Below are 20,063 nucleotides of genomic sequence, written 5' to 3'. Positions count from 1 at the left end.
GTCGGGGAGCGGGAAGAGAAGGTCTTCGAGGGCGTCCAGGGCGAACAGGGCCGCCATCATAAGGATCGGCATCACGAGTGCGAGGACGAGCATGGAACCCTCCCCGTGACTGCGGGCCCAGGGCCGATCCGATCAGGGGGCCGTCTTCAGGGTGCGGCCGAACGGTTGACGCCGCATGTCGTACCGCAGCCGAGTCGGGATGTTCGCCGAGGGCGCGGCCCACAGCAGACCGGTGGCGTCGGCGTCCATGGCCCGCCGCGACGCCGTGACGGCGGTGGCATGTCGGACCCGTCTGCAAGGGAGGTCGGGGTGCGGCGGGGTGCCGTCGGGCGGGGCGCGGCAGGCGACATGGGGACGGGACCGGGGGGCGGCTGGGAGGGCTGGCTTGACCACCGGGACATCCGGCGACCACCAGGAGGCCGATTCGAAGGCGCAACCGTGCGGGGAACGGATGCTGCACCGGGCTGTGGCGTTCGGCTCGCCCGAGGTCGTTGCGGAGCTGGCCGGGCGCGTCGCCGACGTCGACGCCTTGGAGGACGGTGCGACCGCGCTGTGGGAAGCGGTGGTCGGGCACCGGCCGGAGGTCGCACGCGTTTCCGTCGCCGCGGGAGCCGACCCGTGGCGGCCGGTGCTGCCCGGATGGTCACCGGGGCGGCTGGGCCCGGCCGGTCCCACACCGGACCTGTTCCCGCTGCCCGAGGGCGAACCAGGGCTCAGCGAGGCGGAGTCAGTGGCGGCGTGGGAAGGCCGGCGGCGCATCGCGGCCTTGGCCGACGTCGGCTACTACGACGGCACGGGACTGGCCTGCGTGGCCGGCATCGACGCGCAGGAGGCCGCACGGCGCCTGGCAGCGGTGCCGCCGGGCTGCTCGCCGAGCTCCTGGACGACCCGTACGGCGTCGACACGGATGACAACCTGCGTCTTGTCGGGGTGACCACCGCACCGGGCGGTTGCGTCGTCACCCAGCCCTGGGGACACGGGCCGCAGATGCCGCCGATCGGCGACGGTGCGGGGTCATCGTTCCTCGGCTCGATCCGCACCAACCGTCCCGAATCGACCACCGCGACAAAACTGCCCCAGTGCGTCGCGACCGGCATGCGTCGTTCCACGATGCATCAACTCCATCCCTGAACGTTCCCCCGGTCCCCGGCAGCGGTCACTTAACGTCACAGGGACTTCCGCGCCAGTCGACGGGCCGCAGAACACAGGCTCCCCCTGCGGCCCGCCTCCCAACCCTGTTGCCGCACGAGCCTTCCAAGAGCCGCACCACCGTCCACCGGACCGCCGTACGGGCAGGGGAAAAGTCCGTGTGCGGCCCGTGCCGCGCCGACAACGTCGCCCGCGAGGTAGCCGTCGCAGAAGCCGCCCGCCTCGAGGCTGCCGCGCCGTCGAAGCCGGAGGACGGCCTCGAGCCGGAGAGGGGCCGTGGCTGGTTCCCCCGGCGATCCTGACCCGGCACGCCACGGGCCCGGGGGGTCAGCCCCCTTCGGGGCCCGGCCCGCGCCCCCCGGCCCGCGCGCTCCGCGCCCGCCGGCAGCGCCTCGGATCGCAGCGGGGGGAACGACGCCGCGCATCTGCTGTATCAGGCCAGGCCGCCGCAGCGGGAGCCGACCACAGGCCCGACCACGAGGCCGACCATGCCGGTCATGACCATGGAACGCCACCTACCAAGCGCTCGCCGCACCGCGCCCCCGCGACACCACCGCCCGTGTACCGGCGCCTGCTGCGTCTGTCTGTACGGCTGTGGTGGTACCCCTACTGGGAGACCGTTCCCTCGGTGTCGGCGGCGTGCTCCGAGCGTGGGCAGCTGGCCCGCGCCCGGCGGCCGTCCAGGCGGCGTGACCGCGCGCCTCGGTCGACCAGGAGCACGGGGTTGCGCCAAGGGTTGCGCCTGTCTGTTGCGCTGGATGGTGCGCCAAGGGTTGCGCTGGGTGGTGCGGGGTCCGCAGGGCCGTCACCGTATTCGTGCACGTCACCGCTTGGGTTTGCCGTGGTCGGCCCGCTGGCATCCCCGTTGCGGCTGCTCTGCCCATGTCCCTTGGCTGGTGTGAAGGAGCAAGGGAATGGGCGGGATGGGCGGCGCGGCTCGCGGCCGTGGATCAGGGCACGCTCAGCCGGTTGCGCGTCGGAGCCGCCGCGCCCGTGCCGCTGTCAGCGCGGCGGCGACGCCGGACGGGGGACGTCGGCGGGGGAGAGGCCGGGGCGGGCACGGTGCAGGCGTGCTGGGTGGTGTCACCGGCCGGAGGCATCGCGGGCGACGTCGACGCCGACCTCGACGACCAGCTCGGGTTCCACCGGCGTGACGTCCAGCGTCTCCCGGCTGCCCCACACGGCGGAGATCGACCAGCTCGTCCACGGATGACCGCGCCGGGCCGGAGCGACTAGGTGCCTGTCCATCGCCTCGCACTCGCAGCCCACGAAGGTGCACCGGGAGGCCATGATCTGACGCGTGTCTTCCACACCGTCGGTCTCGATCGGGTGTTCACCTTGCATCCCACCGCCGACGACGCCCTCGCGGCGCTGCACAGCTGATCAAGTGCTGCCGCATTCCCGCGGAGCGGCCGGGTACCGGAACAGCGGCTCCGCGGGCTGGCCTGAATCGGCCTGAGCGTACGCTGTGCCGTACATGGCCCAACCACTTATCCATGATCCTTTCCCTTTTCGGTTATCGGGGTGCTAGGCAGTGCAGGACGTTCGGTTCGATCTGTCGGTTTTCGGTCTGAGCGAGATGGCACGCTGCAGTGCCGGCTTGCGGAAGGCCGCCGCCGATGCGCCGTCACCGGACGCGGCGGCTCAGGTGGTCGCCGATTTCTTCTATGACCATCTGACCGACGGCTCCGGTGGCCGTGCCTGCCCCACGGTGGGCGTCTACCTCGCCGGACGGCGGCAGGAGCCCACCCCCGCGGCGCCGGTGGCTTCCCCCGCCGGTCAGGTCCGGCGTCTTTCCCTCGCGGGTTTTCGCGGGACGGACACTCACGGGTGGGGCACGGAAGGATCCGACCCAGTGGTGCTGCCCGTGCCCTCGCCGCAGGCCGCCCGGCAGGCGCCGCTCGTGCACCGGCTGCTCGAGGAACTCGCGGCCCGGGACGCGGACGGCGCCGAACCGCGCGAGAGTGATGCCGGGATCGTGTACCTGTCCGACAGCCAGAGGGCCGGGCCGGCGGATCTGCTGCGGGCGCACGGCATCCGCTCCGCGCTCGCCTTCGGCGGAGCGCTGACGGCGGACGAGTGGTTCGCGGTGGTGCTGTTCTTCCGCGGCCTCCTGCCGGCCGAGGTGCCCGCCCTGTTCCACGCCGTCACAGGGAGCACACGCCTGGCCCTGCTGTCCGCGGGCCGGCCCTCGCCGGCCGTCGAGGCGGACGCGGCGCGCGCCGTGCTGGCGGGCATGGAGAACCTGGTGGGACAGCGGGCCGCTCAGCTGCAGTCCGCGGTGGCCGAGCTGCGCGTCGCCACGACACAGCTGCGCCGATCCCAGGAGGAGCTGGAGCAGCGGGAGCGGGCCCTGCGCGAGGAAGCCGCGACCATCGAGCTGCTGCACGAGGTCGGCGGCGTCCTGGCGGCGGAACTGGATCTGGACGCGCTGGTCCAGCACGCCGTCGACGCGGCCACCCGCCTGTCCGGAGCGGCCTTCGGAGCGTTCTTCTACAACGTCCTGGCCGACACCGGTGAGTCGTACCTGCTGTACGTGATCTCCGGTGTGGAGCGGTCGGAGTTCGACAAGTTCCCCATGCCGCGCAACACCCGGGTTTTCGAGCAGACCTTCCGGGGGCTGGGCGTGGTCCGCTCCGACGACATCACCGCCGACCCCCGTTACGGGCACAACGCCCCCCACCACGGCATGCCGGAGGGCCACCTTCCGGTACGGAGCTACCTGGCCGTTCCGGTGATGTCCCGGGGCACGGTGCTCGGCGGTTTCTTCTTCGGCCATCCCGAGCGGGGTGTCTTCACCGAACGGCACGAACGCCTCGTCACCGGAGTCGCCGCACAGACCGCCATCGCGCTGCAGAACGCGCAGACCTACCGGCAGGAGCGGGAAGCGGCCACCGAGCTGCAGCGTCATCTGCTGCCCGCACTCCCGCAGCTCGAGGGGATCGCCAGCACCTCGCGGTACCTGCCCGCGGCCCGGGACCGCGGCGCCGGTGGTGACTGGGTCGACCTGATACCGCTCCCGGAGGGGCAAGTGGCCCTAATCGTCGGCGACGTGATGGGCAAGGGAATCAAGGCGGCGGCGATCATGGGGCAGATCCGCACCGCGTGCCGCGCCTACGCGCGGCTCGGTCTCGCCCCCGCGGAAGTGCTGGAACACTTGAGTGTCCTGGCCGACGACATCGCTCCCGGCTCCCTCGTCACCTGCGTGTACGCGGTGCTGGACACCGTCCGCGACCGGTTGCGCACCGCCGTCGCAGGGCACCTGCCTCCAGCCCGGCGCGACCCGCGGGGCGGTGTGTGCTTCCTGGACGGCGCAGTAGGGCCGCCGCTCGGCGTGGGCAAGCACCGCTACACGGAGCAGGAGGTCTCGCTGCCGCCCGGATCCCGACTGCTGCTGTACACCGACGGCCTGGTCGAGCGCCGTGGCCGCCCCATCGACGACGGACTGCGTCAGCTGCGGGAGCTGCTGGCCGCTCCCGTGGGCGAGATCGAGGCGGACTGCGATTCCTGGCTCGACGCCCTGGCCGGCGGACAGCACGACGACGACATCGCCATGCTGTACCTGTACCGGCCCGAGGACGCCGAACACGGCGTCGTCGCGGTTTCGCGGGACTACCCTCCGGTGTCCGGTGCTGTGCCCGACGCGCGTGATCTGGTGTCGGAGACCATACGCGAGTGGGGTCTGCAGCATCTGGCGAGCGACATGATGCTGATCGCGGACGAGATGGTCGCCAACGCCGTCCGGCACGCCAGGACGCCGCTGCGGGTCGAATTGCGGCGGACCGGTGAGCGCGTCGTCCTGGAAGTGACGGACAGCAGTCGCGAGGCGCCGCGTCTGATCGTGTCCCCGCCCGGGGACTTCGGGCACCGGGGCATATTCCTGGTCGACGCCATCGCGACGCGGTGGGGCACGCGCTGGATTGACGGAGGAAAAGTGGTGTGGGCGGAGGTCAAGGTCTAGTGACGATGTGCCCCGGTCTGCCCGCGTGGCCGGAACCAGAACCGCCCGCTGACCAGTTCACTCCGGACACAGGAGAACCGTCCCCGATGACCCCGTCACCCAGCCCCGCGGCCCACGAGCCCGCCGGCAGTTCAACCCCGGCCGACTCCGGGGGCCTGCTCCCCGTCGGCCCGACCCTGGCCCTCGCCTTGCACCGGGGTGCGAGACACGCGGTCGTCGCCGTGGAGGGGCCCATCGACTACCACACCGCACCCCAGCTGCTGGGGTACCTGGCCACCGAGGAGATGCAGAACGTTCCCCTGCTGGTCCTCGATCTGACGCGCGTCGACTTCTGCGACTCCAGTGCGCTCGGAGCGTTCGTCGACATTCACCGCCGCCGGTCGGACGCCGGGCGCCAATTCGCGTTGACCGGTATACAGCCGGACGTCCGGCGCATCCTGGAACTCACCCGTCTTACCTCGGTCCTCCCGCTGCACGAGACGGTCAAGGAGGCACTGGCCGACGACTGATCCCCTGCCGCCCTTCGCCGGTCCGGCCGACGATCCGCCAGGCCGCACGCGGGGGTGAGCAGGTCGAACAGGGTATGACCTGCTGCGCATCGTCGGCTCGACGCCTTCCTTCCGCTGCACCCCCCCCGAAGACGCCCCCGCACCCCAGCCCGCTCCCTGACCCCCAGCCCGCGGCCCGGCCTTCCCCCCTGCCGGGCCTCGCCGCGGCGCCGGCGCCCGTACCCGCACTGGTTCGCCCCCGGGCCTGGGCCACCAGAGAAGGTGGCGCCCACACGGACTGGCTCACCTCCGCTGGCGCGCACAGCGCGGGTGCACGCGCCCAGCTCGGGCGGGAAGCTTTTCCTGGCTCGCTGAACAGGCGGAGGGGGCAGCGGCACGTCACGAGCGCGCGGCACTCGGAGGGTGCCCGCGGCCCCCGGTGCCCCGATTCGAGTTACGACCGCCCGCTCCTCCCGGCTCTGCCGCAGCACATGCATCTTGCTTCGCAGGGCGGGATCACGGCCAGTTGAACATGCGAGGTCACGGCAGGAGCAACGGAAGGAGGTTCACGACGCTGCCGCAATGGATCTGGCGGCCACCGCGGCATTGGCGCTCGTACGTGGAGTCGACCTAGGCTGCGACGGTTCGCGCCGCTCACCGCGGCCCATCGATGGAGAGGAAAGCCGATGCCCCAGCACGCTGCGGCTGCAGCCCCGGTGCCCGGGCGGCGCCCCGAGCTGGTCCCGGACCCAGGGGTGGAAGCGGCCCGTATAGCTGCGGTACGCCGCTACGACATCCTCGACACTCCGCCCGACGGCGCGTTCGACCGGGTGGCGGCGATGGCCGCCCGCCTCTTCGATGTCCCTGTGGCCACGGTCACGATCGTGGACAGCGACCGCATCTGGTTCAAGGCCGCACACGGTCTTGAGGGCGTCAAAGAGATCGGCCGCGATCCGGGCCTGTGCGGCTCGGCGATTCTGCGCGATGACGCGCTGGTCATTCCCGACACCCTTCGTGATCCCCTGGCGGCAGACAATCCGCTGGTCGCCGGCGAGATGGGGGTGCGCTTCTACGCCGCCGCACCGATCATCACCCCCGATGGTCACCGGCTGGGCACCGTCAACGTCCTCGACACCAAGCCGCGCTCCATCAGCGAGGACGACACCGCCACACTCGCCGACCTCGCGGCGATCGTGCTGGACGAGATGGAGCTGCGACTGTCGGCGCTGCGCGCACTCCGCAACGAGCAGGAGCGGCGGGAGGTGGAGCAGGCGGCGCGGGAACAGGCGGAGAAGGACAAGACCGCCATCGCCGCGTTCGCCTCCACCCTCCAGCGAACCCTGCTGCCCCCGGCGCTTCCCGTGGTGCCCGGCCTGGAACTGGCCTGTCACTATCACACCGCCTCCGTACACGATGTGGGCGGCGACTTCTACGATGTCTTCCCCGTCGACGGCAGCCGCTGGGCGTTCGTCCTCGGTGACGTGTGCGGCAAGGGCCCCGAGGCGGCCACCGTCACCGCTCTGGCCCGTCACACCCTGCGCGCCGCGGCCCAGATCGACCCGGACCCGGTCACCGTCCTGAGCACGCTCAACACCGTCCTGCTCACCGACGTCACCGCCGGAAGCCGCTTCTGTACCGCCCTCTTCGGCCTCCTGGCGCCCCTGGAGGACGGTGGCTTCAGCGTCACAGTGGCCACCGGCGGCCACCCTCCAGCCTTCCACGTGCGCCCCGACGACAGCGACGCGGTATGGGTCAAGTCGGTACGCCCCAAGGGCGGCATGCTCATCGGAGCCTTCCCCCAGGCACACTTCGCCCAGAGCACCTTCTCCCTGGCCCCCGGCGAGGGTCTGTTCCTGTACACCGACGGACTGGTCGAAGCCCACACTCCGCAAGGCGCCATGCTCGGCGAGGACGGCCTGACCGGCTTCCTCCACCGGCGCGCAGGGCCCGTGACCGCCACCGCCCTGGTCGAAGAGACCGTCACGTTGCTGGCCGCACTGCCCGACGGAGTCGGCGACGACGTGGCCCTGCTGGCCCTGTCCGTACCTGACTCCGAAACCGCGCCACACACCGGCGTCGCCGCCACCGCCCACACCACCGCCGCACCCGAACACTTCGGCCAGGAGCGATGACCGACGTGACCCACACACTTCACCTGACTGCTCACTACCCCCACCCCGGCCTCGCCATCGCCGCGATCGTGGGAGATGTGGACATGAAGACCGCGCCCTCCCTGCGCTCCGGGGCCCTGGAAATCGAGGAGGACACTCCCCCGGAGCCGGAGCCGGAGCCGGAGCCGGAGCCGGAGCCGGAGCCGGAGCCGGAGCCGCCTTGCTGTCGGGCTGTGGCGTCGTAGTAGGTGGACGCCGCGATCGGTGCCCCGTGCTCACTGAGCACGCGGCAGATCGGCTCGACTCCCCACCGCACCCCCGTCTCGCCGGTGGTGTCCTTGTGGGCGCTGATGAAGTTCACGAGGACCTGCGTGGCCGGTCGAGCTCGGCCGCGAAGAAAATCAAGGCCGCCCGCAAAATTTCGTTGGCCCGCTTCAGCTCCCGTACCTCGGCCCGCAGCCGACGCATCTCCGCCGACTCCGCGGTGCTGGTTCCCGGCCTGGCGCCGGCGTCGATCTCGGCCTGGCGGACCCATTTGCGCAGCGTCTCCGCGGTGCCGATGCCGAGCTTGCCGGCGACCGAGCAGATCGCCGCCCACTCGGTCGGATGCTCGGGCCTCACCTCGGCCACCAGCCGCACCGCACGCTCGCGTAACTCGGCCGGATAGTTCCTCGAAGGACGTGACATGGACTCCATCTCCTCACGAAGTGGAGTCTCCAGACACACCGGGGCGGTTCAGCCCACCGACGTTGACACCTGGGATCTGGGGTGGATGGACCTGCGGTCCCCGGCCCTCGGGGGCCGCCGCAAGCGGCCCGGGCAGGTCGACGCGTCCGCGATCCGTCAGCCCTGGCTCCGCGACGTGATCAAGACCTGGGCCACCACCGTGAGCCTGGACAGCAACAAGTTCAAGCGGGTGTTCAACGCTTGCGTCATCGCCTCCGATGCTCTGCATGCCCAGCCCGGCGGGGGCCAGGACCACACGGAACTGCGGTTCGCGGACATGCAGGCGATCTTCACCGCGATGAGCCGCCTCCGCCGCAGCGACAACGACGAACTCGCCAGCCGTAACTGGCGCCATTACTCCTTCGGTTGCTTCATGGAGGTCGTTGACTTCGGCCGCAAGACGGACATGCTGACCGGCATGGCCGGCAGTTTCGACCGCGACAAGACGCTGGTCCTGCCGCCCGAGGAGACCAGCGAGGACGCCGCCGGACGGGCCGTTCCCGAGCCAGTCATCGACCAGCTCGATGCCCAACTCGTCCTGATGGGAGCCGATTTTCCCTACGGCGAGATGGCACGGGACGACATCCAGCTACTGACTTCAGCTCGTCGGGGTGAATCTTCGCGAAGTTCCTGAAGGGCCGGTGGTGGCGGCTGTATCCGTGGTGGGTGAGGTATGCGGATGGGGGCGGGCTGACCGCTGTGGGGCGGCAGCGCCGTGAAACGGTACGGATGCAGGCGGCCGAGCTGTTCGAGCAGAAGATCAAGCCGCCGGAGGTCGCAAGACGTCTGCGGGTGAGCCTGAAATCGGCCTACCAGTGGCACCAGCTGTGGCGGGACGGGGGTCGCGAGGCTCTGGCCTCGCGTGGCCCGAGCGGGTCTCGATGCCGTCTGTCACCGCGCTGCCTGGAGAAGCTCGCCGGGTATCTCGAGCAGGGTCCGGCCGCGCACGGCTGGGTGGAGGACCAGGTGTGGACCGCGGCGCGGGTGGCCACGCTGATCGGCCGGAAGTTCCACGTCTCCTACAGCGTCTCGGGGGCCACTCGGCTGATGCACCGGCTCGGCTTCAGCCCGCAGGTCCCCGCGCGGCGGGCCGCCGAGCGTGACGAGCAGGCCGTGACCGCGTGGAAGGAGGCGACCTGGGCGGAGGTAAAAGAGCGAGGGCGGCCTGCGGGGGCTACATCTGCTTCGAGGACGAAGCCGGGTTCACCCGTCGGCCGCCCTGAGGTTCCCCCGAGATGCGGAGGAGGCTGACAGCGGGTCAGATGACTCTCACGAGAGGAGATCTGATCATGGCTGCCCGGAGGAAGTACCCGCCTGAGTTGCGGGAGCGTGCGGTGCGGATGTATCGAGTCACCGAGCCGAAGCCGCAGATCAAGCGGATGGCTGTCGATCTTGGCGTGCATCCGTTATTTCACGTCCTGTAATGCGCTGCGCCGCACGAACCTTTTCATTCGGCCTCTCTGCGGCTGCCCCGGGATCACTACGTCCGCCTGGACACCTGCGACTACTCGGTGCATCCGCTGGCTGTCGGCCGCCGCATCGAGGTTGCCGCCGACCTGGACCAGGTGCTGGTGACCTGCGACAGCGTCGAGGTCGCCCGCCATGCCCGCAGTTGGGCCCGCCATCAGACGATCACCGACCCGGACCACGCGGCCGCTGCCGCGGCCGCCCGCAAGAAAGCCGCCGGCACGAAACCGGCGCCGGTGGACGTGACAGAGGTCGAGGAACGGTCGCTGGACACCTACGACCGGATCTTCGGCGTCATCGACAGCGGGCTGAGCACGGGTGAAGGGGCAGCGTGATGAGCACGAAGAACGGCACGAACCAGGCCAGGGCCAGCCGCGACATCGGCTCCGAGCTGATCTATCTGACCAAGGCGTTGAAGGCCCCGGCCCTGCGGGACGCTGCCGCCCGGCTCGCCGAGCGGGCCCGCGAGGAGAGCTGGAGCCACGAGGAGTATCTGGCCGCATGCCTGCAGAGGGAGGTCGCCGCCCGCGACTCCCACGGCGCCGAGGGACGCATCCGGGCGGCCCGTTTCCCCTCTCGCAAGTCGCTGGAGCGGAAGCTCCGGCGCCGGGGGATGTTCTGGACGGAGCTGGCGGTGAGGCGGAATGGCACGGCAGCGCGCAGTCTGGCCCGTTGTGGCCCCAACCAGCTGCTGCCGATTTCCGCCGCCGTACTCACCCGGGAGCGTCAACGCTCAAAACGATCACTGTAGCCATAATCGGTCCAGCGCCGCAAGACTCTTTCTTGGATATATTGCGGCCAGGACTCAGCGAAGTCCGCTCTTGCAAGATCCAGCGATTCCGGCCTACGTAAGCAGTTGTGCACAACTTTTGTCGTTTGCGCCCGTTTCTTTTCGTCCGGGCTCATAAAGATCGGCAAGCTGGCCATGGACTGGTCAGCAAAGAGAGATGAGCCAGTTGCGGGGTGGCAGCGCGTACTGAAAGCCCACACAACATCTGTGATATCAGTGAGGTCTACGTCGTCATCAAAGATTATGATTTTCGGCACGCCGAATCCTATTTTCGAAGCAAATACGGTTTCGCCTATTTTCTGTATCAGCGCTTGTTCGGTGTCTCCGCTATGCCGCCAGTCAGGGCGCACACTGACAAGGAGCCAGTGGCATGCGCTCTCGAAGGTCATCCAGCAGGTACTGATTGGAAGGCCTGCCTCACGTAGGAGGCCCGCCGCTTCGGCGGCATGGGGCAAGCCGCAGACGGTATGATTCTCCTCTACGGGATATCCGGCTGCGACAACGGGCAGGATTGGATCATCGCGGTAGGTCATCGCGGTAACCGTGTAGAGGGGCCGGGCCGCGGACCTACCTGGGTAAGCATATCCGGCATACTCAGCCATGGGGCCTTCGAGAGCAGTCTCCTGATGTGAGATGTAGCCTTCCAGGATTACTTCAGCTGTCGCCGGCACTTCAAGATCCACCGTCTTGCAAGCAACAACGTTGACGGGTTCACCGTAGAGTGCCCCGACGTAGGCCGATTCATCCACATATTTAGGCAAAGGCATGCCCGCAACAAAGGGGATAGCAGGTTCAACGCCAAGAGCGACTGCAAACGGTGTTGGACGCCCCTTTTCTGACCACATCTTGTGAATCATGCCCAGGTGTTGTTCAGGTGCGATTATTCCGGTTAGGTGATTCTGATCCACTAGCATTTGGCGGGCTATCGACCAGTTAGTCCACGACCGATCTGGAGTGCGAACACAGATGATCCCATAGGTATTTAGGTAGCGGCCGCCATCATGCAAGTGGATGAGGGGAGTAGGAAGCCGGAACAGGTCGACACTACCACTGGTAAGTATGTTTTCCTGACACACTCCTTCGGCGATGACGCGTGGAGGAACCGGAGTGCGGCCCCGTACGTCAACCAGGCGGTTGATGATGTCCCTACCATTCGCCTCCGGATCCAGGCCGAGAGCCAGGCAGATGCGAGCGAACTGACGGGATTTAGGGGTCGTCAGTCCTGCCGGAGCGCCAAGAACTCTGAAGCCGCGTTGGATACCTTCAATGGTGTTGAAGAGCGGGGCCGGCGCACGAAGGTCATAGGATCTGCGAATGATTGCTCCGATTTCCAGGTTCCAGTCCACTGACGCGTCGATGCGCTGGAGGTCGCCTAAGTCCTCAAGCGCATCGATGTATTCCCTCAAGCTACGAAGCATGTACATATATAGCTCACGTCCTCGGGGTGAGAGTCGCTCAGAGGGCTGCCGTGGCTGAGTTAAGAATGGTGCCGTCGCGGACTAGCTCGACGATGGCTCTGACCCGCGGGTAGAGAATGACGTCTTGTGTGAGGTGACTGATCGGCTGACCGGTGACGTCTTTAGCAGAGCGGATACATGCGAGGACGGCGCGTGTGACCGGGGACAGAGCGTCAAGCGTCTCACCAACAGCGGTCAGTCTCAGCTCAAGTGCCTGGGCAGCCATAATAAGTTCCAGACCAACCACGGTGCGCACGTTGGCGACAATCTGGAGTGCATGTCTGCCGGCGTTGTGGGCCATGGAAACGTGGTCTTCCTGGTTTGAGCAGGTAGGAATCGAGTCGACGCTGTCGGGATGAGCGAGGGTCTTGCAGTCGGAGACCAGCGCGGCCGCCAAGTACTGCAGGAGCATATACCCACACTCAATACCGACTTCATCGGACGTGATGAGCATGTCGGGTAGCCCCCGGTTAAGGGTGCCGTCGTTGAGGCGGAACAAGCGTCGTTCAGTGATGCTGCCAACTTCAGTAAGGACGATGGCTAGAAAGTCCGCGGCGAAAGCCATATATTGGGCGTGGAAGTTCCCACCGGACAGCGCCTTGAGAGAGCGGGTCTCAGGTAGGTCCGGGAATATAAGCGGGTTGTCTGTGCTCGCATTGATTTCCCGCTCTACAAGATCCCGTGTGAAAGCTAGCGTGTCCCGTACCGCGCCGAGTACTTGAGGTGCGCAGCGTACTGAGTAGGCGTCCTGCGGGGGATGACGTGCAGGGTCAGTGTTCTCGTCTCCGTCAATTAACCGACTGCCGCGCAGCATCTGCAGAATGCGGTCCGCGCTAATAATCTGCCCGGCTTGGCCACGGGCTTGGTGGACTGGCGGAAGGAACGCGTCAGAGTAGCCAGCCAGTGCCTCGGTGGTCAAGGCAGTGGCGACCTCTGAAGTCTCTACCAGCGTCTGTCCGTCCGCGATAACCAGCGCGCACATGGCGGTGGAGAAGCACGTTCCGTTGAGCAGAGACAGTCCTTCTTTGGGGCCTAGGACGATTCTGGCCACGCCTGCAGCAGCCATAGCCTGAGCTCCACTCATGAATTCGCCCAGATAGAAGGCCTCACCACTTCCGTCATCCCCCATGAGTGGCTTGGACAGAATCACCGACACATGCGCTAAAGGGATGAGATCTCCGCTCGCACCCACTGATCCGTATTCGGGAACGGCGGGATGCACCCCCCGGTTCAACATCTCGAGCAGAGTTTCCACAACTGCTGGACGGATGCCGGAGTGGCCTGCTACAAAGCTGCTGGCGCGTATGAGCATGGCTGCTCGAACGATATCCGTGTCCAGGTAGCGTCCCACTCCTGCGGTGGTGGTGAGAATGACGCTGCGCGAAAGGTCTGCCGCCTGCCCAGGACGCGTAAAAGTTCGCCGTCCGGCCAGTGAACCGAAACCTGTGTTTACACCGTAGACGGGTGTCGCGTTGGCTGTGTCAAGTCCTTCAATCCAGCGTAGACTAGCCTGCATCCTATCCGTGGCGCTTGGCGACAGCTTTACTTCCCTTCCATCGCGTGCCACCGAAAGCACGTCATCGATGGTCAACGCTCTTTCCCCGAGCCAGAGGACACTTGGCATCAGCGACCCACTCACTTACTGCCGGTGACAATGACATACGGCGGATGAATACGCTCTGCAGTCCATGCGTGGCGCGTACGATCGGCAGGGTTAGCGATTTTTGTTGCATCTGCTAGGACAGGGGATGTCACCGTGATATCGGTGAAACCTGCAGTGTGGAATATCTCTTCATATGTTGTTATATCCCAGTAGATATCATTTGCTTCCAAAGTCGCCCCATTCTCTGCGCGTAGCCGGATGGGCCATGAATCTCCAGGTCGGTAAGGACTATCAGGCGCTTCTGACTGTTTCATTGTAAACGTAACTCCGACCCCATCTGGATGCCCTTCCAGTAATGCAAAACGGGCACCAGTACGCAGAACCCGGTAAGCTTCAGTAACCAGAATCTGCAAATCTGATAGCTGTGATATTATCGCGGCAACTTGACAAGACATTACTCCGTCTACACTGCAGTCCGGGATAAAAGGCATCCTTTTGTCCTGCATGATAAAGTAGTCCACGTTGGGATGATGATTCTCACGGATGGCAATGTCTATGGTATGGGCGTACGGGTCAACTCCGAGAACACGAACGCCGTAATCCTTCGCAATCCTAGAGGCCACTCTACCAGGGCCACATCCAAGATCGACAATCTTGGCGTTGGAAATCTCAGAAATTCGTAGATCTCGGAGAACGAAAGGGTACCCGAAGGTCCACAAGGCACTGTCGTCAAGGTGGAGGGAAAAATCCTCCAGCAAATCAAGAGACCACTCCATCACGTCCTCCTTAGGTCATGATATTTCACCGAGCGTGCGCCCGGTAAAGTGGACTATTTCTTCATGATTCGTGGAAATTACAGCGTTTAGTGCGTCCGTTTTGTAATAGAGATTCAGGATCGTTTCACGAGCTGTAGGAATCTTTGCATCTCCGGTCCGCAGGCTTTGCATGACGGTGGGTATGTCATAGCAAAAAGACACACTTTCACGAAGAAAGTAATCTGAGCCGGCGACTGTTGTCACTGGTAGATCCTCTGCCTCTTCATCGCATGCAGGTTGGGTCAGCAGGTCGTAGCGGAATATCTCATCTAGCAGCACCTTTCTTTCTGCGGGCAGCGTGGGACTGATGGAGTCATCCCACCAGCGACGCATGACGCTCTTGCCATCAGACTTAGTAAACAGGTAGCCGATTGCCCATCCGTATAGGGCAGCTCCGCTGCCATGGGCATGCATGGACGCGTCCGCTAGCGATGCAACACTCGGCTCGGTCCTGTGGTTTTGCACCCAGCGGTCGAAGTCTCGCAGAACTTGAGACTGTGTCCGGCCAGCCAGCATACGCAATGCTACCCAGATGTAACGGAAAACCGCGCTTTCTGCGAGCACGCGCGCCCAGAAAAGAAAACGCTGCATCTCCATATTGTCGGAAACGGACATGTCGTTATGAGAAAGTACATATTCAAAGTCATCATGGTCGCCGCGGACCGTGATAATCCCGTAACTGGACTTTTGCTCATAATACTCGGTGTTGGGCAAAAGCATGATTGGGTAGACGGCGATTCGGGATACCACCTCAGCCAGCTCGTCGTATCCTTTCATAAAAGATTCGCGAGTTTCTCCCGGGGCGCCCCAAATCAGCTCTGCGTAACAATCCAAATTCTCACTGGACAACCACTCAGCCAAATCATGCCAATCATTTACCTTCATGTTGCGCCGATTCATGGTCTCGAGAGTCGCAGGGTTCAGTGACTGCAGAGCCAACGTGAAGGAACTTCGCATCCCTGCTTCCTTCATCCGCCGAACGATAGTATAAAAGTTTTTCGATTTATTCTTGGCCCAAGAAGTTTCAAAAGCCTTAGGAAATCCATACTTTTCTTTTACTTCAATGAAATCCTCAACAAACTCTAGATCGATGGGAAGTATGCCGAAATTTGCATCGCAGGCAACGACAGTGTGCACACGATGGGTGGCAAACAGTTCAAGCTCAGCTCGAAGGCGCTCACGCGAGAAAGCTCTCACTCTTTGTCCGACTGCTCCCCCCCAGTAGCAGAACGAACACTTATACGGGCACCCACGGTTTGTCTCTATAAGCGCGACATCGTATTTGAATGCACCATCACTGTTTACAAGTTCCACTGCTCCCGAAAGATACGGTGAGGGTATCGTGTCGAGATCTTCTATCCGTGCCCGTTCGGGATTTAACTGGATATGACCACTGCTGTCTTTCCAAGAAAGCCCTGCTATATCACCGAGATTCGTCACGGGTATGCCATCAGCGATGGCCCTTATCAGTTCGTTAAACGTTATTTCGCCCTCACCGTTAACTACTACGTCCACATGCGGGTAGAGACGGAAGGTCCTGTCTGCTTGATTCGATACATGCGTCCCTCCAAATATCACAATTCCGTCAGGGTTCAATTGCTTGAACGTCTCCGCCAGCTCACCAAATGTGCGGAAATTCCAGCCGAAAACCGAAAATGCAAGGACGTCGGGTAACTTTCCGCTGAAGAGATAGTTCGCCATTTCCACATGCTTCACACCGCCGCGGAAATTGCTGATCTGTATGTCGACACGGTCCCGCAACTGTGAATCTTGAAGAACCATTGCTTTTAGGTAGCCTGCCGCAAGGGGCATCGACTCCAATGGCATTTCCCAAATGCCTTGTTGAACGAGAGTGATAAACAGCTTGCCGTCTTCTCTCATTCTACTTCCCCACCTGCACGGTTTGAGTAGATCTGCACTTGTAGGCCATGTACTTGCACCACTTTTCTCCCTGCCATGGAAACCGGCTTGAGTAATCGTTACTCAAGTGAGTAATGATCACTCAAGGAATATGTGGCCGAGAGTGAGGTTGTGTATGCGGGCTACGGCCTGAACCGCGTGATGAAGTCCGTCGCTGCGCTGCCGGGAGTCGAGGAGCAACCAGTCCACCCAGGACTACGGTGGTGACCACCGGCCAGTGAGTGTCGAAACCTGGGGGAGGCTCAGTGGGCCTGGGGACGGCGGCGGTAACAGGCGCGGCGGGGAACATCGGTTCCGTTGTGCGTGAGGCGCTGCAGCGCGAATCCTCGCATCATCGCGGTCCGTGATCCACCCCATCAAGACCGTGGGAAACTGGCGTGAGCAGGTCTGGGTACTGGTACGAGGACGGCTTCAACCTTCATCGTGACCACCGGCATGAAGCACCTGAAGGATGGGCACCCGCCCTCCACTCCGAGACACCATCCTGCGCATCCTGGCCGTCGGTCAGGTGAGGGCGTTGCGCAGGTAGGTGGGCAGTGCCTGGCAGATGGCTTGATCCGTGACCCAGCCGGGGTCGGTGAGTTGGCCGGCGGTGATGACGGACTGGTGGCCTTCGTCGGTGCGGACGACGACGCGGAACGTCTCATCCCGGGTGGATCGGCCGGTGAGGTACGCCGCGAGAACAGGGCGGCCCACGGCGGTGGGGTCCGCACTGGTGATCGCACGGCCGAAGTCTTTGCAGATCCACACGCCGCTGAACCGTTCATGCATCAGGATTTCCCACCGCACGCAGCAGGACATGTCTTTGCCGCCCCATCCGAGACGCGATCGAGGAACGAGTGCGGAGCCTGCTCGATGAAATGGACGTCCCGACCACAGCCTGAGCGCTACACGCGATCACGTGCCGAAGGACGCGTCCTGCTGCACAGCGGCGTGATCGGGCAAGGCCGGCTGCCTGTTGCATCCGATACAACCTTGAGGCATCGGGATGCAGCCCTGAGCTGCTGTCGCTGACCGAGCTGCGTAAGCAGTGGCGGGCATCAGCGATCCGGGCGTTCGGCGCCTGCACCGTCTACCGGCTGGCGGAGCGGGCGCGGGCGGCGGCCGCGGCGGTGTGGGCGCGGGTGCGGCCGGTGGTCGACATAGCGCTGGCGGCCGTCGACGTCGTCGCCGTGGTGTATGTGATGCGCGGCGCGTTCAAGCGCCACCATCTGCTCGCCGAAGCCCGCCGCCACCTCTCTTACGTCCTGCGCGGCCGGCCCCACGAGCCGGGCCTGGACGAACAGATCGTGCAGGCGGTCGTCGACGACTACACCCGCCCGGCCAGCCGACGGATGAGGACCGCCGACCTGCGCGCCCTGTACCCGCGCGACACCGAGGACCAGGCCGTGCTGCGCCCGCTGACCCGCAACCGCACCGCGCCCCCGTACGAGCGGGCCCGCCTCGCCGCCGGCGCCTTGGCCGCCCGGGTCCACGCGGTGCGCCGTGCGGAGCGTCTGGGCTCCCGCCCCCGCTCGTACGCCGTCTCCGCGCCCGCCGCCTCGAGGTCGCGCCTGCGGCCGTTCCGCGACGGCCGGAAGGACGGCCGCCTCCTGGAGCCGGAGACCGGCGTCGACACGGTGGAACGAACGCGCCAGACCTTGGAAGCCGCCGCCGCGCAGGTGGCCGCCACGCTCCAGGACAGCCGGCGGGCGCTCGAAGCCGCCCACGGCCTCCGCCCGCAGCCCGCCCCGGCGACGGCCCCGCCGCCGCACACCCAGCAACCCGGCATCCAACCCGCGCCGGGCCGAACCACAGGAGGAGTCACGTGAGCACTCCGGAAGAACGCCCCAACCCCGATGACGCACTCGCCCGCGCCCGTGCCGCCCGCGAGCAGATGGCCGCCGCGCTCATCGAGGACCAGGAGCTGGACCCCGACGAGCCCCTGGGATGGCAGCCGATCTGGAAGCGACCCCGGAAGCCGAAGTCGAAGGCCGCGAAGAAGGCGGAACTGCGCAAGCAGCGCAAGCGACTCCAGGAAGCCGCCAAGCGTCGCCTCGCCGCGAGGAACTCGCGCCGGCCCCGTTCCCGACAGAGCCGGATCGGCAACGCCGCCGCGCGCCGCGACGCTCGCGCCCTGTCCCGGCTGCGGCACTCCAACGCCTGGCTGTGGTGACGATGCCGGGCACCGTCCACTGAGTGGAGCCACGATGTTCTGTATCCCGTGGCGATGCACGACACCGAGTGGGCTCCACTGAGTGGACTCCACTTCGGTGCGCTGGACGAGGATGGACTCCACCGTGGTGCGCACCGAAGTGGTGCGCTACCGCATCCGGCACCGCACTACTCCGACGATGCCCAGCACTCTCGCGCGCGCCGGTGCGCCGCACCCGATGCTCCGCACCGCGCCGGTGCGCCCGCCGCCGCCGACCCCTTGTCCGGGTGCGGCCGGATGCGCGTGACCCCCTTGTCCGGCTCCGCTACACCCCCTTGTCCAGCTCTGCTACCGCGACGTTTTCCCTTGACATCGACCGTTTCGGATCGCGATCAGGTTGCGGTCAAGGGGGTGTGTGATAGAGGAGCCCGCCCGGCCGTGGTGCGCACCGGTGCGGTGCGGTGGTGCGGGTGGAGCGCACCACGGTGGCGCGGTGGTGTGCCGGGGATGCGCGCCGCACCGCACCACCGCCGTCCCGGTGGTGCGGCTACGCGGTGGTGCGGTGCGCCGGGTGCGCCTCCATCGCCTGCTTCATCCCCGCGCCCTCCAGCTGGCTCAGGACCTCGCCGACGTCGCCGTGCTCCTCGGTGAGGATGTTCTCGGTGAAGCGGACGATGGTGTCGGCCATGCCCGGCGCGCCGGCCAGGCACACGCTGTGGCACAGGAGCTCCAGCAGCAGGCGTCCGAGCGCTGCGGCCAGGAAGGAGTGCGCGCACGGCTCCCCGTCATGGTCGTCCGCGGCGGTGACGGGGATGAAGACGCGGGCGGCGACGTCCAGGAGCAGCCGGTGCAGCTCCGGGCCCGTGTCGTCGGCGATCGCGCAGGCGGTGTCGATGTCGCCGGCCTGCATCGCCCGGATGTAGGCGGAGGCGGCGGCGACGTCGTCCGGCTCCATCGGAGCGAGCGGAGTGGTGACGGTGTGCTCGGGCATGGGTGGCTCCTCATCTTCGGGCCGCCCCGCTGATCGCGGCGACCTCGAAGCCACCCTCGAACCGCTGCCCTGTGGACAGAGTCCGGCCGCCGACGGGGGAGAACTCTCCCCCTCCGGATTGATCACGATGCGGTCACGACGGAGGGGTTCTTCAAGGCCGGCGTCACACGGAGCCCGAATTCCACACCTGTACGAGGTGAATGGCGGGATAGGCCCGCCCCACATCCAGGAGCACCCCCGTGGCGAGCACCGCAGACGAGCCCGAGCAGCACCTTGACCCGACCGGAGAGGCCCCCTCCGTGGGCCCCTCCATCAACCCCTCCGCGCCCCGCCGCCAGAAGCCGGACGTTTCTGCAGTGTCGGTGAACTTCGAAAGCTGACCCGGTGCTCGACTCCGAAGATGGACCCCCGGTCGGTCAGTTGATGTTGTTCATTCCCCTGCGTTGGCGGG

16 protein-coding genes and 5 pseudogenes are annotated in these 20,063 nt (G+C 65.8%); 12 read left to right on the top strand and 9 right to left on the bottom strand.

Annotated elements, in window-relative coordinates:
* Positions 1–385: 385 nt before the first annotated feature.
* Positions 386–934, top strand: a complete 549-nt coding sequence (locus ACZ6CZ_RS36145) for a hypothetical protein (protein ID WP_469030004.1) — start codon at positions 386–388, stop codon at positions 932–934.
* A 103-nt stretch (positions 935–1,037) separates the two neighbouring features.
* Here the strand turns inward: ACZ6CZ_RS36145 and ACZ6CZ_RS36140 are convergent.
* Positions 1,038–1,097, bottom strand: a pseudogene (locus ACZ6CZ_RS36140) (hypothetical protein); the annotation flags it as partial.
* A 1,135-nt stretch (positions 1,098–2,232) separates the two neighbouring features.
* Entirely contained in the window at positions 2,233–2,460 is a 228-nt protein-coding gene (locus tag ACZ6CZ_RS36135; protein WP_469030001.1) for a hypothetical protein, read from the bottom strand.
* A gap of 544 nt (positions 2,461–3,004) precedes the next feature.
* On the opposite strand from ACZ6CZ_RS36135, the gene ACZ6CZ_RS36130 reads away from it, so the two are divergent.
* The 3 genes from ACZ6CZ_RS36130 to ACZ6CZ_RS36120 all read left to right on the top strand — a co-directional run bounded on the left by ACZ6CZ_RS36130 (position 3,005) and on the right by ACZ6CZ_RS36120 (position 7,730).
* Complete coding sequence (locus ACZ6CZ_RS36130) at positions 3,005–5,110, top strand: ATP-binding SpoIIE family protein phosphatase (RefSeq protein WP_469029999.1); 2,106 nt, start codon at positions 3,005–3,007, stop codon at positions 5,108–5,110.
* Positions 5,111–5,196: 86 nt separating this feature from the next.
* Positions 5,197–5,619, top strand: a complete 423-nt coding sequence (locus tag ACZ6CZ_RS36125; protein ID WP_469029997.1) for an STAS domain-containing protein — start codon at positions 5,197–5,199, stop codon at positions 5,617–5,619.
* A 665-nt stretch (positions 5,620–6,284) separates the two neighbouring features.
* Positions 6,285–7,730: a PP2C family protein-serine/threonine phosphatase gene (locus tag ACZ6CZ_RS36120; protein WP_469029994.1), complete on the top strand. Its 1,446-nt coding sequence runs from the start codon at positions 6,285–6,287 to the stop codon at positions 7,728–7,730.
* Positions 7,731–7,947: 217 nt separating this feature from the next.
* Here ACZ6CZ_RS36120 and ACZ6CZ_RS36115 read toward each other — a convergent pair.
* A pseudogene (locus ACZ6CZ_RS36115) lies at positions 7,948–8,396 on the bottom strand (transposase); the annotation flags it as partial.
* Between ACZ6CZ_RS36115 and ACZ6CZ_RS36110 the strand changes: the two are divergent.
* From ACZ6CZ_RS36110 to ACZ6CZ_RS36090, 5 genes and pseudogenes are all read left to right on the top strand, one after another.
* The gene (locus ACZ6CZ_RS36110) at positions 8,395–9,069 is read left to right on the top strand and encodes a hypothetical protein (protein WP_469029991.1); all 675 of its coding nucleotides are present in this window, start codon (positions 8,395–8,397) and stop codon (positions 9,067–9,069) included. The pseudogene ACZ6CZ_RS36115 and the gene ACZ6CZ_RS36110 sit on opposite strands and share 2 nt — an antisense overlap.
* Positions 9,070–9,101: 32 nt before the next feature.
* Positions 9,102–9,655, top strand: a pseudogene (locus ACZ6CZ_RS36105) (winged helix-turn-helix domain-containing protein); the annotation flags it as partial.
* A 15-nt stretch (positions 9,656–9,670) separates the two neighbouring features.
* A complete protein-coding gene (locus ACZ6CZ_RS36100) occupies positions 9,671–9,859 on the top strand; it encodes a transposase (RefSeq protein ID WP_469029988.1) in 189 nt (62 codons plus the stop codon).
* Between the two features lie 18 nt (positions 9,860–9,877).
* Positions 9,878–10,237, top strand: a pseudogene (locus ACZ6CZ_RS36095) (Mu transposase domain-containing protein); the annotation flags it as partial.
* Entirely contained in the window at positions 10,237–10,653 is a 417-nt protein-coding gene (locus ACZ6CZ_RS36090) for an ATP-binding protein (protein ID WP_469029985.1), read from the top strand. The pseudogene ACZ6CZ_RS36095 and the gene ACZ6CZ_RS36090, both read left to right, overlap by 1 nt.
* Here the strand turns inward: ACZ6CZ_RS36090 and ACZ6CZ_RS36085 are convergent.
* The 5 genes from ACZ6CZ_RS36085 to ACZ6CZ_RS36065 form a co-directional block, all read right to left on the bottom strand.
* On the bottom strand, positions 10,629–12,098 hold the full coding sequence (locus ACZ6CZ_RS36085) for a UbiD family decarboxylase (RefSeq protein ID WP_469029983.1): 1,470 nt from the start codon (positions 12,096–12,098) through the stop codon (positions 10,629–10,631). The genes ACZ6CZ_RS36090 and ACZ6CZ_RS36085 overlap by 25 nt on opposite strands.
* A 49-nt stretch (positions 12,099–12,147) precedes the next feature.
* On the bottom strand, positions 12,148–13,773 hold the full coding sequence (locus tag ACZ6CZ_RS36080) for an HAL/PAL/TAL family ammonia-lyase (protein WP_469029980.1): 1,626 nt from the start codon (positions 13,771–13,773) through the stop codon (positions 12,148–12,150).
* Positions 13,774–13,784: 11 nt separating this feature from the next.
* Positions 13,785–14,528 carry a class I SAM-dependent methyltransferase gene (locus ACZ6CZ_RS36075; RefSeq protein WP_469029977.1) on the bottom strand — a complete coding sequence of 248 codons (744 nt, stop codon included), beginning with the start codon at positions 14,526–14,528 and terminating at the stop codon, positions 13,785–13,787.
* 15 nt (positions 14,529–14,543) lie between these two features.
* The gene (locus tag ACZ6CZ_RS36070; RefSeq protein ID WP_469029976.1) at positions 14,544–16,448 is read right to left on the bottom strand and encodes a KedN5 family methylcobalamin-dependent radical SAM C-methyltransferase; all 1,905 of its coding nucleotides are present in this window, start codon (positions 16,446–16,448) and stop codon (positions 14,544–14,546) included.
* A 543-nt stretch (positions 16,449–16,991) separates the two neighbouring features.
* Complete coding sequence (locus tag ACZ6CZ_RS36065; RefSeq protein ID WP_469029974.1) at positions 16,992–17,258, bottom strand: hypothetical protein; 267 nt, start codon at positions 17,256–17,258, stop codon at positions 16,992–16,994.
* Positions 17,259–17,485: 227 nt separating this feature from the next.
* Here ACZ6CZ_RS36065 and ACZ6CZ_RS36060 point away from each other — a divergent pair.
* Together ACZ6CZ_RS36060 and ACZ6CZ_RS36055 are read left to right on the top strand one after the other, a co-directional pair.
* Positions 17,486–18,298 (top strand): annotated as a pseudogene (locus ACZ6CZ_RS36060) (MobF family relaxase); the annotation flags it as partial.
* A complete protein-coding gene (locus ACZ6CZ_RS36055) occupies positions 18,295–18,642 on the top strand; it encodes a hypothetical protein (RefSeq protein WP_469029971.1) in 348 nt (115 codons plus the stop codon). The pseudogene ACZ6CZ_RS36060 and the gene ACZ6CZ_RS36055, both read left to right, overlap by 4 nt.
* 526 nt (positions 18,643–19,168) lie before the next feature.
* Here the strand turns inward: ACZ6CZ_RS36055 and ACZ6CZ_RS36050 are convergent.
* Positions 19,169–19,612, bottom strand: a complete 444-nt coding sequence (locus ACZ6CZ_RS36050) for a hypothetical protein (RefSeq protein ID WP_469029969.1) — start codon at positions 19,610–19,612, stop codon at positions 19,169–19,171.
* A 239-nt stretch (positions 19,613–19,851) separates the two neighbouring features.
* On the opposite strand from ACZ6CZ_RS36050, the gene ACZ6CZ_RS36045 reads away from it, so the two are divergent.
* On the top strand, positions 19,852–19,992 hold the full coding sequence (locus ACZ6CZ_RS36045) for a hypothetical protein (RefSeq protein ID WP_469029966.1): 141 nt from the start codon (positions 19,852–19,854) through the stop codon (positions 19,990–19,992).
* The last annotated feature ends 71 nt before the right edge of the window (positions 19,993–20,063 follow it).

This window comes from Streptomyces sp. NPDC041135 (assembly GCF_055592085.1).
Note: the sequence above shows the minus strand (reverse complement) of the source record. Positions and strands in the feature narration are given on the sequence as shown.

Excerpts from the sequence above, each read along its gene's own strand:
- ACZ6CZ_RS36120 (WP_469029994.1), top strand. The coding sequence starts at position 6,285 with ATGCCCCAGCACGCTGCGGCTGCAGCCCCGGTGCCCGGGCGGCGCCCC.
- ACZ6CZ_RS36110 (WP_469029991.1), top strand. The coding sequence starts at position 8,395 with ATGGACTCCATCTCCTCACGAAGTGGAGTCTCCAGACACACCGGGGCG.
- ACZ6CZ_RS36075 (WP_469029977.1), bottom strand. The coding sequence starts at position 14,528 with ATGGAGTGGTCTCTTGATTTGCTGGAGGATTTTTCCCTCCACCTTGAC.
- ACZ6CZ_RS36050 (WP_469029969.1), bottom strand. The coding sequence starts at position 19,612 with ATGCCCGAGCACACCGTCACCACTCCGCTCGCTCCGATGGAGCCGGAC.
- ACZ6CZ_RS36065 (WP_469029974.1), bottom strand. The coding sequence starts at position 17,258 with ATGCATGAACGGTTCAGCGGCGTGTGGATCTGCAAAGACTTCGGCCGT.
- ACZ6CZ_RS36080 (WP_469029980.1), bottom strand. The coding sequence starts at position 13,773 with ATGCCAAGTGTCCTCTGGCTCGGGGAAAGAGCGTTGACCATCGATGAC.
- ACZ6CZ_RS36070 (WP_469029976.1), bottom strand. The coding sequence starts at position 16,448 with ATGAGAGAAGACGGCAAGCTGTTTATCACTCTCGTTCAACAAGGCATT.
- ACZ6CZ_RS36100 (WP_469029988.1), top strand. The coding sequence starts at position 9,671 with ATGCGGAGGAGGCTGACAGCGGGTCAGATGACTCTCACGAGAGGAGAT.
- ACZ6CZ_RS36125 (WP_469029997.1), top strand. The coding sequence starts at position 5,197 with ATGACCCCGTCACCCAGCCCCGCGGCCCACGAGCCCGCCGGCAGTTCA.
- ACZ6CZ_RS36090 (WP_469029985.1), top strand. The coding sequence starts at position 10,237 with ATGAGCACGAAGAACGGCACGAACCAGGCCAGGGCCAGCCGCGACATC.